Here is a 12,731-nt window from a genome sequence, read left to right as displayed (position 1 = left end):
TCGACCTCCTCGGAAACCCCGTGTCCGGATGAAGCTATGTCATAAATGTTTCATCGTCTTTAAATTGCCGCCTTTATGATTCATTCGTTAGATTCGGCGGGCTGACGAACGGGGGATGGAGATGTGTCGACTGCTGGGGATCGCGTCCGCCGAGCCGATCTCGGTGACCGACGCCGTCGGCGACGGCCTGCTCGCCGACTTCTTGGCCCTCACCCAGATCCACGGCGACGGCTGGGGCGTCGCGGCGGTACCCGAAGCCGATGCGCTGCCCGCCGTGCGCGTGTCCGCGGACAACGCGACGGTCGACCCGGACTTCGCCGCCGCCGTCAAGGAGCCCGCCCTGGCGTCGCTGGTGCACCTGCGCTGGGCCACCAACGGTCTCGCGGTGCGACCGGAGAACTCGCATCCCTTCGCCGCGGACGGGCTCGCGATGGCCCACAACGGCTCCATCAAGCCCCTCGCGGGCCTGTCGGCGCTGCTCGACCCCGACGTGACCGCGACGCTGCGCGGAACCACCGACAGCGAGCGGTATTTCGCGGTGATCCGCCAACATCGGCGCGGCGCGCCCAATCTCGAGGAGGCCGTGCGTCGGGCCGTCGTGCACCTGCGCGCACACTACCCCGACGCCAGCCTCAACGCGCTGATCCTCGGTGAGGGCACGCTCGTCGCCGTGCACGCGCACGCCTCGAGCGTGCTGCTCGACGAGGACATCGAGGAGATCAGCGCCACCGATCTGCCCGCCGAACACCTCGAGGACTACTTCGCGCTGCGGATCGCGCGCCCCGACCCCGGCACGGTGGTGATCGGTTCCACCGGCTTCGGCAACCTGGAATGGCAACCGCTGCCGCCGGAGAGCGTGACGGCGGTGTCGCTGCACGATCTGTCGGTGAGGGTGCTGCCGCTCGTGGCAGATTGATCGTGATGAACGGGCCGAGCGCAGACCATGGCTGAGAGCGTCGCGGCACGCACCGGCGCCGCGCTGGCCACGCTGAGCAAGGCGGAACGGCGCGTCGGGCGTGCGCTGCTGGCCGACTATCCCAGCGCCGGTCTGGCCAGTGCCGCGCGGCTCGCCGAACGGGCCGACGTCAGCCCGCCGACGGTGCTGCGGTTCGCCCAGTCGCTGGGGTACGACGGCTTCACCGACCTGCAGGTCGCGCTGCGGGCGGAGCTGACGGCGCAGTCCAGCGGACCGCTGACGCGGCTGCCCGACGCGCCGCCCGCGGGCAGCCAGCTCGACCGGCTGCTGCACCAGGCGCGCGCGCAGAACGACCGGGCCATGGAGACGCTGGCCCTGCTGCCCGCCGCCACGCTGGAGGCCGCGGTGGCGCTGCTCGCCGACTCCTCGCGCCCGCTGCACCTGCACGGGGGCCGCTTCTCGCACCTACTGGCGGTCTACCTGGCCGCCCACCTCGAACAGCTGCGCCCTGGCGTGCGGCTGCTGTCGGACCCCAAGGGTGCCGACCTCGGATCGATGATGGACATGACCCGCCGCGACGTCGTCGTGCTGTTCGACTTCCACCGCTACCACCGCAGCGCCGCCGACCTCGCGGCCGACGTCCACCGCGCGGGCGCGACGGTGCTGCTGGTCACCGACGACCTGGCCTGCCCGGTGGCGCCCGATGCCGAGGTGGTGCTGGCGGCCTCCAGCACCGTGGGCACCGTCTACCAGAGCATGGCGGCGGGCTTCCTGCTCACCGAGTTGCTGATCCCGTTGGTGATGGACGCCATCGGCGAGCCGGCCCGCACGCGAATGGCGTTGTGGGAGGAGCGTCGGCGCGGCGAAGTGCTGCCGTGACCCGCGACTCGCAACGCTGACATCCGGCCCTCGTCATCTCGCGGTCGTCCGCCATTCACTACCCTGAACCCATGGCAGGTGGAACGAAGCGGTTGCCGCGCGCGGTGCGTGAGCAGCAGATGCTCGACGCCGCCGTGCAGATGTTCTCGGTGAACGGCTACCACGAGACGTCGATGGACGCGATCGCCGCCCAGGCCCAGATCTCCAAGCCGATGCTCTACCTGTACTACGGGTCCAAGGAGGAGCTGTTCGGCGCGTGCCTGGACCGCGAGTTGGCGCGCTTCGTCGACTCGGTGCGTGCGGGCATCGACTTCACGTTGGGGCCCAAGGACTTGTTGCGCACCGCGGTGGTCTCGGTGCTGAGCTACATCGACGAGAACCGTGCCTCGTGGATCGTGCTGTACACGCAGGCCACCAGCTCGCAGGCCTTCGCGCACACGGTGCGCGAAGGCCGCGAACGCATCATCGACCTCGTCGGTAGGCTCCTGCTGTCCGGCACCCGGAACCCCGAGCCCGGCACGGACTTCGACATGATGGCCGTCGCCCTGGTGGGTGCCGGTGAGGCCGTCGCCAATCGGGTCAGCATGGGCGACACCGACGTTCACGACGCCGCCGAGCTGATGATCAACCTGTTCTGGCGCGGCCTCAAGGGTGCGCCCGGAGAGCCCCCGACGCGCGGCTAGAGCGGGGTCAGCGTGGCCGTGAGGTGCGGGTAGCCCTTCGACAGGTGGCGCAACGCCAGGTGCCACGTATCGCCGGTGCGCTCGGTCCACAGTCCCACGCGGGCGGGCAGCAGCACGGGCTTGCCGAACTTCACCGAGTACCGGACGGCGTCGGGCAGCTGCCCCTCGACGTTGGCCAACACCGCTGCCGCGCTGAACATCCCGTGCGCGATGGCCGTCGGGAAGCCGAACAGCTTGGCACCCACCGAGCTGGTGTGGATGGGGTTGTGGTCCCCGCCCACCGAGGCGTAGTGCCGGATCTGACCGGGGCTGATCGACAGGATCGTGTTGGGCGGCGGCAGCTTCGGCTGCTTCTGCGGCGGCGGTTTCGGCTCCCCGGACAGGCTGGTGCGCTGCTGGTGCAGGAACGTCGTCACCTGGTGCCAGGCGACGTCGTTGCCCACCCGGACGTCGGTGACGACGTCGACCAGCAGACCCTTGCGGTGCTCGCGCAGGTTCTCGGCGTGCACGGCCACGTCCACGACGTCGGTGACCGAGATCGGACGGTACTGCGTGATCTCGTTCTCGACGTGCACCGAACCCATTGCGGCGAACGGGAAGTCGAAGCCGCTGACGAGTGACATCACCGAGGGGAAGGTCAACGCGAACGGGTAGGTCAACGGCACGGTGTCGCCGAAGCGCAACCCGGTCACCTGGGCGTAGGCGGCGACGTTGGCCGGGTCGATCGCCAGGCCCTCGACCCGGACCGTACGGTCGGGCAAGCGCCCGCCGCGTGAGACGAACGGCAGCGCGCCCGCCACCGCCCGTGCCATGTTCAGCAGCCCGCTGGGCTGTTCGGCTGCCATGGCGGTCACGCGCCGATCATGGCCTGACCGCACACCCGAATGGTGTTGCCGGTCACGGCATTCGACGCGGGGCTGGCGAAGTAGGCGATGGCCTCGGCCACGTCGACCGGCTTGCCGCCCTGGAACAGGGAGTTCAGCCGACGGCCCACCTCGCGGGTGGCCAGCGGGATGGCGTCAGTCATCTTGGTCTCGATGAAGCCGGGGGCCACGGCGTTGATGGTGATGTCCTGCTCGCCGAGCACGGGGGCGAGCGCCTGCGTCAGCCCGATCATGCCCGCCTTGGTGGCCGCGTAGTTGGTCTGCCCGCGGTTGCCCGCGATGCCGGCCATCGAGGACAGCCCGACGATGCGCCCACCCGCGCCGATGGCGCCCTGGTCCACCAGACCCTGCGCCAGCCGCTGCGGGGCCAGCAGGTTCACCGCGATCACCGAGTCCCAGCGGGCGTCGTCCATGTTGGCCAGCAGCTTGTCGCGGGTGATGCCCGCGTTGTTGACCAGCACGTCGGCCTTGCCGTCGTGGTGCTCGCGCAGGTGCGCGACGATGCGGTCGACGGCGTCGGCGGCGGTGACGTCGAGGGTGAGCGCGGTACCGCCTACCTTCGACGCGGTCTCCTGCAGCGCCTCGGCGGCACCCTCGACGTCGATGGCGACGACGTGCGCGCCGTCGCGGGCGAAGACCTTCGCGATCTCGGCCCCGATGCCGCGGGCCGCGCCGGTGATGATGGCGACCTTGCCGTCGAGCGGCTTGTCCCAGTCGGCGGGTGGTGTCGAGTCCGCGGCGCCCACGTAGAACACCTGGCCGTCGACGTAGGCGGACTTGCCGCTGAGGATGAACCGCAGCGTCGACTCCAGGCCGGTGGCCGCGGGCTTGGCGTCGGGCGACAGGTACACCAGGTTGATGGTGGCGCCGTTGCGCAGTTCCTTGCCCAGGGAGCGGGTGAAGCCCTCCAGCGCGCGTTGGGCGATGCGCTCGTCGACGCTGCCGGTCTCGTCGGGGGTGGTGCCGACGACGGCCAGGCGGGCGTTCGGAGCGAGGTTGCGCAGCACCGGGGTGAAGAACTCGTAGAGCGCCCGCAGGCCCTCGGGCGTGGTGATGCCGGTGGCGTCGAAGGCCAGCCCGCCGAACGTGTCGGCCCACCGGCCGCCGACGTTGTTGCCCACCACCTCGTAGTCGTCGGCGAGGGCGGCGCGCAGCGGTTCGGCGACGCGGCCGTCGCCGCCGATCAGCAGCGAGCCCGCCAGCGGCGGCTCGCCGGCGCGGTAGCGCCGCAGTTCCTGGGGCTGCGGGACGCCCAGCTGCTTGGCGAGGAGTTTTCCTGGCCCGGAGTTGACCACTTGCGAGAACAGGTCGGTAGCCACTGTGCTGCCTTTCGACATCGCTATTGGGTGAGGCATGTGGGTATGCCTATGTCGTCGGTCACCGAACTTACTCCAGAGTAAGAACGGTGGGTAGTATGACGCTCGACACCCCATCTTCCCCGCGACGTACCGGAGGCAAACGTGGCAACCAACACCGCCCGTCGGGTGGCCATCCTCGGTGGCAACCGCATCCCCTTCGCCCGCTCTGACGGCGCCTACGCCAGCGCGTCCAACCAGGACATGTTCACCGCGGCGCTCGACGGCCTGATCGACCGCTTCCACCTCGCGGGCGAGCGGCTGGGCGCCGTCGTCGGCGGCGCCGTGCTCAAGCACAGCCGCGACTTCAACCTGATGCGCGAATGCGTACTGGGCACCTCGCTCAACCCGCACACGCCGGCCTACGACCTGCAGCAGGCCTGCGGTACCGGTCTGCAGTCCACGATCGCCGTCGCCAACGCCATCGCGCTCGGGCAGTACGACTCGGCCGTCGCGGGAGGCGTCGACACCACCTCCGACGCGCCCATCGCGTTCGGCGACGACCTGCGCCGCGTCCTGCTCGGATTGCGCCGCGCCAAGACCAACGTCGACCGGCTGAAGCTCGTCGGCAAGCTGCCGGCGGCCGTCGGCGTCGAGATCCCCACCAACGGCGAGCCGCGCACCGGCCTGTCGATGGGCGAACACGCCGCCATCACCGCCAAGAAGATGGGCGTCAAGCGCGTCGACCAGGACGAGTTGGCCGCCGCGAGCCACCGCAACATGGCAGCCGCCTACGACCGGGGCTTCTTCGACGACCTCGTCACCCCGTTCCTCGGGCTGTACCGCGACAACAACCTGCGCGCCGACTCGTCGCAGGAGAAGCTGGCCAAGCTCAAGCCGGTGTTCGGCGTGAAGCTGGGCGACGCGACCATGACGGCGGGCAACTCGACGCCGCTCACCGACGGCGCGTCGGTCTCGCTGCTGGCGTCCGAGGAATGGGCCGCGCAGCGCAACCTGCCCGTGCTGGCCTACTTCGTCGACGGCGAGACCGCGGCCGTCGACTACGTCAACGGCGACGACGGCCTGCTCATGGCGCCCACCTACGCCGTGCCGCGCCTGCTGGCCCGCAACGGGCTGACGCTGCAGGACTTCGACTTCTACGAGATCCACGAGGCGTTCGCGTCGGTGGTGCTCGCCACGCTGCAGGCCTGGGAGTCCGACGAGTACTGCAAGGAACGCCTCGGCCTCGACGCCCCGCTGGGCAGCATCGACCGGTCCAAGCTCAACGTCAACGGGTCGTCGCTGGCCGCGGGTCACCCGTTCGCCGCGACCGGCGGCCGCATCGTCGCCCAGCTGGCCAAGCAGCTCGCCGAGAAGAAGCAGCAGACCGGTCAGCCGGTGCGCGGCCTGATCTCGGTGTGCGCGGCGGGCGGCCAGGGCGTCACCGCCATCCTCGAGGCCTAGGTGATGTCGGGGGAGGCTTCTCCTCCGGCGCTGTAACGCCCGAGGGAGCACCCCCGATGTAGGTAGTGGCTCCGTGTTGCCGTCTGACCCCCCGACCCGACGGCAACACGGGGCTCTCGTCGTTGGTGGCCCCCTCACGGGGTCGCCGGCTGGTCCTTCCTGGCCGTGACGGGCGCCGTCGACGCCGGCGGCTGGAACAGGTGCCCGCGCACGCTGCCGCGCGTGGTCTGCACCGTGACCAGCGTCCACGTGCACAGCAGGCACCCGTACGCCACCACCGCGGCCACCCGGAACGCGGGCAGGCCGGTATGCAGCGCGAGCTGGGTCGTGCCGGTGACGAACGTGCCGACCGGGAACGTCAGACTCCACCATGTCAGGGCGAAGGGCATGCCGCGGCGCAGCGTCCGGACGGTCAGCGACGTCGCCAGCGCGATCCACAGCACGGCGAAGCCCCACACCGGCACGCCGAACAGGATCGAGAACACGGCCATGCCCGAGGCCACGTCGGCGGGCACGGCGTGCGCGGCCTGGGAACCCAGGAGCCCCGCGGCCGTGATGCCCTGGCCCAGGGGCCCCAGCACGATCCACAGCGTCGGGACGCGCGCCGTCCCGGACGTGCCGTAGTGCGCGAGCCTGCTCCAGATCAGGGAGATGATGATCAGCGCGGCCACGAGCGACAACCCGAACATGGCGTAGCAGCCGTAGAGCATGGTCTCGCGGCCCGTTCCCGGCGCCATGTGCGGGATGAGCAGCGCACCGCCGGCGGCCGACACCATCGGCGGCACCACGGGCATCAACCAGCCGCCGAACGCCGCGTCGGGCCCGACGTCGATCTGGGTGAACATGAGATACGGGATGGTGATGGCGGTGAACAGGCCGCCGAGCGTGCCCGTCGTCCACAGCGCCCATGCCAGGTCGACGGCGGCCCGCTCGCCGATCAGGTCCCTGCCCACCAGCAGTGCGCCCGAGCCGACCGTCATGAACGCCATCGGCGCGGCCCCGTAGAAGTGCGCCATCTGCGGATTGCGGGCGTGGCCGCGCGCCGCGGTCGGGTGCCGGAACCATTGCACGGACACCGCCACGACGAGGATCACCAGCAGCACCGCGGCCACCACCCAGACGCACCGGGAGAACACGTGCAGGCCCGGCACGTGGATCGGCAGGCCGGCGCCCGCGGTGGCGACGATCCCGGTGCCCATGACCGAGGCGAACCAGTTCGGTCCGAAGTTGCGCAGCCGGGCCGGTTCGGTGGTCATGATTCGATGGCGGTGCAACGGTGACGAAGGAGGACGCGGCTCATGCAGGTCAGTATGTTCGGGCAACTCAGCGGAATGGGTGAGGGATCGCCGATCGACGCGACGGTGGCCAATCTGGCCATGCTGCGCGACGAGGGTTTCGGTCGCATCTGGATGAGCCAGTTGCCCCACGAGCCGGATCTGCTGACCATCCTCGCCGCGGCCTTCCGGGAGGTCGACGGGATCCAGGTGGCCACCGGCGTGCTGCCCATCCAGAATCAGCACCCGATGCTGCTCGCGCAGCGTGCGCTCACGCTCAACCTGCTCTCCGGTGGCCGGTTCGTGCTGGGGCTCGGCATGACCCATCAGATGGTCACCGAGGGCATGTGGGGCATCCCGTGGGACCGCCCGGTGCGGCGGCTCAACGAGTACCTCGACGGTCTGCTGCCGCTGCTGGCGGGTGAACCGGCCGACGCCACCGGCGAGATCTACTCGACGCGCGGCGCGCTCGCCATTGCCGGTGCGCCGCGGCCCGACGTGTACGTGGCGGCGCTGGGACCGCAGCTGTTGAAGATCGCGGGTCGCCGGACGGCGGGCACGTGCACCTGGATGACCGGACCGGCGACGCTCGCCGGTCACGTGGTGCCGCGGCTGCGGCAGGCCGCCGCCGACGCCGGCCGTGACGAGGCCGACGTGCGGGTGGTCGCGGCGCTGCCGATCAGCGTCACCGACGACGTCGACGGCGCCCGCGCGCAGGCCGCCAAGCAGTTCGCGGTGTATGGCCAGTTGCCGTCCTATCGGGCCATGCTCGACCGCGAGGGTTTCGCCGGTCCGGAGGACGCGGCGATCATCGGGGACGAGGCGACGGTGCGGGGCCGCCTCGACGAGCTGCGCGGCGTCGGCGTCGACGAATTCGTGGCCGCCACGTTCGACCCGTCGCCGGAGGGCCGGTCCCGCACCCGCGCGCTGCTGCTGTCGCTCTGAAATCCACTGGCGAGCAGACGCGAATGTGCGCCACACTGCGGCGTGTCGCGCACATTCGTGTCTGCTCGCGGCGGGGAAGGGAGGACGGACGGTGTTCTGCGGGACGGACCTGGCGGCGCGCATCGAGGCCGCCGAGGCCGAGCTGATCGTCGCGGCCACGCGGGCCGCTGCGGCGCGCGGGGTCGACACCCTGACAGTGCCCGTGGCGGGCGGTTACGCGTGCCTGGGGGGTGACGGGGCGCCGATGAACAAGGTCGTGGGGCTGGGCTTCGCAGGCCTGCCCGACGATTGGGAGGACGTTGAGCGGGCCGTGCTCGAGCGCGGGGCGCCGGTGTCGGTGGAAGTCGCCGGCCTCGCCGATCCCGACATCGCCGCGACGCTCACCGCACGCGGGTATCGGCTCGTCGGGTTCGAGAACGTGCTGGGGTGCCCGCTGCCGGTCGGTGGCGTCGAGCGTGCCTCGGACGTCGAGGTGCGCGCGGCCGGTCCGGACGACGTCGACGCCTGGGTCGACGTCGTCGTAGCTGGGTTCGCCCACCCCGACGCCGCGGGCGTACCGACACACGAGGACTTCCCGCGCGCCGTCGTCGACGCAGCCATGCGTGACTTCGTCACCGCCGGCGCGGTGCCCTACGTCGCGATGGTCGACGGGCAGGTCGCAGGGGGTGGCAGCCTGCGTCTCACCGATGGCGTCGCACAACTGACCGGGGCCGCGACCGCGCCGGCGTTTCGGCGGCGCGGTGTCCAGGCCGCGCTGCTCGCCGCGCGCCTGGCCGCGGCAACCGACGCGGGGTGCGACGTCGCGGTCGTCACCACCGCTCCCGGGTCGACGTCGCAGAAGAACGTGCAAGCCAAGGGTTTCCACCTGCTCTACACGCGCGCCATTCTCACGAAGTCCTAGATCGCTCGTGCCCGCACGACGCCTGCAGACGACGATGGGCCCCCGCGGGTAGCGGGGGCCCATCGCTGCTAGGAGGGAGTCCTAGGTCTAGGGGGGGCCTAGAAGGAGGCTTCGTCCAGCTCCATGACCTCGTTGTCGAGGTTGTCGAGGACGGCCTTGGTGCTGGTGAGCAGCGGCAGGAAGTTCTTCGCGAAGAACGACGCCCCGGCGACCTTGCCCTCGTAGAAGGCGCGGTCGGCACCGGCGGTACCGGCGTCCAGGGCCGCGATCGCGACGGCGGCCTGCTCCTGCAGCAGCCAGCCCAGCACCAGATCGCCGACGCTCATCAGGAAGCGCACCGAACCCAGGCCCACCTTGTACAGGCTGGCGGGGTTGTTCTGCGCGTCCATCAGGTAGCCGGTGAGGGTGGCGGCCATGCCCTGCACGTCCGCCAGGGCGGTGGCGAGCAGTTCACGCTCGGCCTTGAGCCGGCCGTTGCCCGACTCGTTGGCGATGAACTTCTCGATCTGCCCGGCGACGTAGGCGAGCGCCTGACCCTTGTCCCGCACGATCTTGCGGAAGAAGAAGTCCTGCGCCTGGATGGCCGTGGTGCCCTCGTAGAGCGAGTCGATCTTGGCGTCGCGGATGTACTGCTCGACGGGGTAGTCCTGCAGGAAGCCCGATCCGCCGAAGGTCTGCAGCGACTCCGTGAGCTTGGCGTAGGCCTGCTCGGAGCCGACGCCCTTGACGATGGGCAGCAGCAGGTCGTTGACCTTGACGGCCAGTTCGGGCTCCACGTCGTGCAGCGCCTTGGCGACCTCGGCGTCCTGGAACGTCGCGGTGTACAGGTACAGCGCGCGCAGGCCCTCGGCGTACGTCTTCTGCGTCATGAGCGAGCGGCGGACGTCGGGGTGGTGCGTGATGGTGACGCGCGGCGCCGTCTTGTCGGTCATCTGGGTCAGGTCGGCACCCTGGACGCGGGTCTTGGCGTACTCGAGCGCATTCAGGTAGCCGGTCGACAGCGTGGCGATGGCCTTGGTACCGACCATCATGCGGGCCTGCTCGATGACCTCGAACATCTGAGCGATGCCGTTGTGGACCTCGCCGACGAGCCAGCCGACCGCGGGCACGCCGTGCTGGCCGAGCGACAGCTCGCAGGTGGCGGAGACCTTCAGGCCCATCTTGTGCTCGACGTTGGTGACGTAGACGCCGTTGCGCTCGCCGGGCTCGCCGGTCTCGGGGTCGAAGTGGAACTTCGGCACGAAGAACAGCGACAGCCCCTTGGTGCCCGGGCCTGCGCCCTCGGGGCGGGCCAGCACCAGGTGCAGGATGTTCTCGCCGAGGTCGTCGGCGTCACCGGAGGTGATGAAGCGCTTGACGCCGTCGAGGTGCCAGGTGCCGTCGGGCTGCTGGACGGCCTTGGTGCGGCCTGCGCCGACGTCGGAGCCGGCGTCGGGCTCGGTGAGCACCATGGTCGAGGTCCAGCCACGCTCGGCGGCCAGGATCGCCCACTTCTTCTGCTCTTCGGTGGCCTGGTTGTAGAAGATGTTCGCGAAGCCGGCGCCCATGGCGTACATGTACACGGCCGGGTTGGCGCCCAGGACGTGCTCGACCAGCGCCCACTGCAGCGCGCGGGGCATCGGCATGCCGCCGAGTTCCTCGGCCAGGCCGATCTTGTCCCAGCCGCCGTCGACGAGGGCGCGTACGGACTTCTTGAACGCCTCGGGAAGGTGGACGGTGTGGGTCTCGGGGTCGAACACCGGGGGATTGCGGTCGCCTTCGGCGAACGAATCGGCGATCGGACCCTCGGCCAGGCGGCTGATCTCGGCGAGCATCTCGCGGGCCGAGTCCTGGTCCAGTTCGGCGAACGAACCGGCGCCGAAGGCCTTGTCCACGCCCAGCACCTCGAAGAGGTTGAAGACCTGGTCGCGGACGTTGCTCTTGTAGTGGCTCACGTTTCCTCCTCGATGAGAATGCCACCTGCGGTTGGGTACTCGGGGCTAAGTTACCCACCAGTAACTGCTGCCGAACTATACCCGCCGGTAACACCGCCGCAAACCTCTCGCGAGCACATTCTCGGCCGCCACCCAACCCAGCGGTTGATCGGAGCGTCCCACGGACCTCGGGAGGCGGTCTGAGCAGCGCGAACGCCGGATTGTGATGTCTGCCACTCGCGACCTCGTCGTGCGGCTAAGGTGTGGCGGATGAGGCGCGTGGTGGTCTGGGGAACCGGGAACATGGGGCTGACGGCCATCCGATCCGCGGTGGCGTTCCCCGGGCTGCGCCTGACCGGCGTGCTCACCTCGTCGGCCGACAAGGTCGGGGTCGACGCCGCAGCGCTCGCCGCGCTCGACGCGACCCCCGGCGTGTCCGCCACGCACGTGTCCCAGGCCGCCGACGTGCTGGCCGAATGCGATGCCGTCGCCTACATGGCGTCGGGCGACCTGCGGCCCGACGACGCCCTCGCCGACATCGAGCGCTGCCTGCGCGCCGGTGCGCACGTCGTGACGCCGTCGCTGTACTCGCTGTACGACCCGGCGTCCGCCCCGCCGGAATGGGTGGCCCGGCTGACCGCGGCCGCGACCGCCGGCGGCTCGACGCTGCTCGTCAGCGGCGTGGACCCCGGTTGGGCCAACGATGCGCTGGCCGTCGTCGCCGCGGGTCTGTGCACCCGCATCCGCACCATCCGCTGCCAGGAGATCTTCGACTACTCCACCTACGACCAGCCGCACGCGGTGCGGGTGTCGTGCGGCTTCGGCGGCCCCATGGACGAGGTGCCGATGATGCTGCTGCCCGGCGTGCCGACCATGGTGTGGGGCGGCAACATCCGGCTCATCGGGCGCGGCCTGGGCATCGAGATCGACGACATCACCGAGGACGTCCGACGGCTGCCGCTCGAGGAATCCGTCGACACCGTGCTGGGACGCTTCGAGCGGGGCACCCAGGGGGCCTTCTTCCTGGAGGTCGTCGGCTGGTCGCGCGGCAAACGTCGGGTGGTCGTCGAGCACGTCACGCGCATCACGCCGGACTGCGCGCCGCAGTGGCCGCAACCCGACGAAGGGGTGGGCGATCACCGGGTGATCGTCGACGGTGATCCGCAGCTGACCATCGTCACCCGCGCCGACGTGCCCGGGGGCACGCGCGCCGACGGTGGCAACACGACGGCAGCGAACCGCCTGCTCGGCGCAATCGAATGGCTGGCGACGCAAGAACCGGGGATCTACGACGGACTCGACGTTCCGCTGCACTCGGCGCTGCCCGCCCAGACCGCGGCGACGCGCTGGGCGGACTGACGTCCCCGATTGATCAAACCGCTGGTCAGGGTCGCGCAGTGCGCGAACCCCGTCCGGGAGCGTGAGCTGCGCAAGATACCGGAAACCGCAGCGCCTGGCAGGAAATCGACGCATGCGATCATTCCCATGGTCGATCGCCCAATGTGGGACGCGCGACACCCAGCAAGTGCGGTTAAGCTACGGCTGCAGTCAATGAGAACCTCAAGCCCGGATGCCGG

Annotated in this window: 11 protein-coding genes; 7 read left to right on the top strand and 4 right to left on the bottom strand. The window is 70.3% G+C overall.

Translation table 11 applies throughout. The features are described 5' to 3' along the window. Positions 1-115: 115 nt before the first annotated feature. The 3 genes from AC30CM_RS07875 to AC30CM_RS07865 all read left to right on the top strand — a co-directional run bounded on the left by AC30CM_RS07875 (position 116) and on the right by AC30CM_RS07865 (position 2,478). On the top strand, positions 116-916 hold the full coding sequence (locus AC30CM_RS07875) for a class II glutamine amidotransferase (protein ID WP_490116288.1): 801 nt from the start codon (positions 116-118) through the stop codon (positions 914-916). Between the two features lie 27 nt (positions 917-943). Then, on the top strand, positions 944-1,795 hold the full coding sequence (locus tag AC30CM_RS07870) for a MurR/RpiR family transcriptional regulator (protein ID WP_490116287.1): 852 nt from the start codon (positions 944-946) through the stop codon (positions 1,793-1,795). 71 nt (positions 1,796-1,866) lie between these two features. Further along, on the top strand, positions 1,867-2,478 hold the full coding sequence (locus tag AC30CM_RS07865) for a TetR/AcrR family transcriptional regulator (protein WP_490116286.1): 612 nt from the start codon (positions 1,867-1,869) through the stop codon (positions 2,476-2,478). Here AC30CM_RS07865 and AC30CM_RS07860 read toward each other — a convergent pair. Beyond that, on the bottom strand, positions 2,475-3,323 hold the full coding sequence (locus AC30CM_RS07860) for a MaoC/PaaZ C-terminal domain-containing protein (RefSeq protein ID WP_490116317.1): 849 nt from the start codon (positions 3,321-3,323) through the stop codon (positions 2,475-2,477). The genes AC30CM_RS07865 and AC30CM_RS07860 overlap by 4 nt on opposite strands. Positions 3,324-3,328: 5 nt before the next feature. After that, entirely contained in the window at positions 3,329-4,699 is a 1,371-nt protein-coding gene (locus AC30CM_RS07855) for a 3-oxoacyl-ACP reductase (protein ID WP_490116285.1), read from the bottom strand. Positions 4,700-4,822: 123 nt separating this feature from the next. On the opposite strand from AC30CM_RS07855, the gene AC30CM_RS07850 reads away from it, so the two are divergent. Continuing rightward, positions 4,823-6,121, top strand: coding sequence for an acetyl-CoA C-acetyltransferase (locus AC30CM_RS07850; protein ID WP_490116284.1), 1,299 nt, complete (start codon positions 4,823-4,825; stop codon positions 6,119-6,121). 134 nt (positions 6,122-6,255) lie between these two features. On the opposite strand, the gene AC30CM_RS07845 is transcribed toward AC30CM_RS07850, so the two are convergent. Further along, a complete protein-coding gene (locus AC30CM_RS07845) occupies positions 6,256-7,377 on the bottom strand; it encodes a TDT family transporter (RefSeq protein ID WP_490116283.1) in 1,122 nt (373 codons plus the stop codon). Between the two features lie 42 nt (positions 7,378-7,419). Here AC30CM_RS07845 and AC30CM_RS07840 point away from each other — a divergent pair, with 42 nt between their 5' ends. Together AC30CM_RS07840 and AC30CM_RS07835 are read left to right on the top strand one after the other, a co-directional pair. Further along, entirely contained in the window at positions 7,420-8,340 is a 921-nt protein-coding gene (locus AC30CM_RS07840) for a TIGR03564 family F420-dependent LLM class oxidoreductase (RefSeq protein ID WP_490116282.1), read from the top strand. A gap of 91 nt (positions 8,341-8,431) precedes the next feature. Further along, entirely contained in the window at positions 8,432-9,241 is an 810-nt protein-coding gene (locus AC30CM_RS07835; RefSeq protein ID WP_490116281.1) for a GNAT family N-acetyltransferase, read from the top strand. A gap of 98 nt (positions 9,242-9,339) precedes the next feature. On the opposite strand, the gene AC30CM_RS07830 is transcribed toward AC30CM_RS07835, so the two are convergent. Further along, entirely contained in the window at positions 9,340-11,175 is a 1,836-nt protein-coding gene (locus AC30CM_RS07830) for an acyl-CoA dehydrogenase (RefSeq protein WP_490116280.1), read from the bottom strand. Between the two features lie 249 nt (positions 11,176-11,424). Here AC30CM_RS07830 and AC30CM_RS07825 point away from each other — a divergent pair, with 249 nt between their 5' ends. Continuing rightward, positions 11,425-12,513, top strand: coding sequence for an NAD(P)H-dependent amine dehydrogenase family protein (locus AC30CM_RS07825; RefSeq protein ID WP_490116279.1), 1,089 nt, complete (start codon positions 11,425-11,427; stop codon positions 12,511-12,513). The last annotated feature ends 218 nt before the right edge of the window (positions 12,514-12,731 follow it).

The sequence above is a fragment of the Mycobacterium sp. DHQP2018-32-09 genome, from assembly GCF_058148405.1.
This window is presented reverse-complemented; position numbering and strand designations above follow the sequence as displayed.

What these genes read in the sequence shown, in the direction of transcription:
- AC30CM_RS07875 (WP_490116288.1), top strand. Translation starts at nt 116, where the DNA reads ATGGAGATGTGTCGACTGCTGGGGATCGCGTCCGCCGAGCCGATCTCG.
- AC30CM_RS07870 (WP_490116287.1), top strand. Translation starts at nt 944, where the DNA reads ATGGCTGAGAGCGTCGCGGCACGCACCGGCGCCGCGCTGGCCACGCTG.
- AC30CM_RS07865 (WP_490116286.1), top strand. Translation starts at nt 1,867, where the DNA reads ATGGCAGGTGGAACGAAGCGGTTGCCGCGCGCGGTGCGTGAGCAGCAG.
- AC30CM_RS07860 (WP_490116317.1), bottom strand. Translation starts at nt 3,323, where the DNA reads ATGGCAGCCGAACAGCCCAGCGGGCTGCTGAACATGGCACGGGCGGTG.
- AC30CM_RS07855 (WP_490116285.1), bottom strand. Translation starts at nt 4,699, where the DNA reads ATGTCGAAAGGCAGCACAGTGGCTACCGACCTGTTCTCGCAAGTGGTC.
- AC30CM_RS07845 (WP_490116283.1), bottom strand. Translation starts at nt 7,377, where the DNA reads ATGACCACCGAACCGGCCCGGCTGCGCAACTTCGGACCGAACTGGTTC.
- AC30CM_RS07840 (WP_490116282.1), top strand. Translation starts at nt 7,420, where the DNA reads ATGCAGGTCAGTATGTTCGGGCAACTCAGCGGAATGGGTGAGGGATCG.
- AC30CM_RS07825 (WP_490116279.1), top strand. Translation starts at nt 11,425, where the DNA reads ATGAGGCGCGTGGTGGTCTGGGGAACCGGGAACATGGGGCTGACGGCC.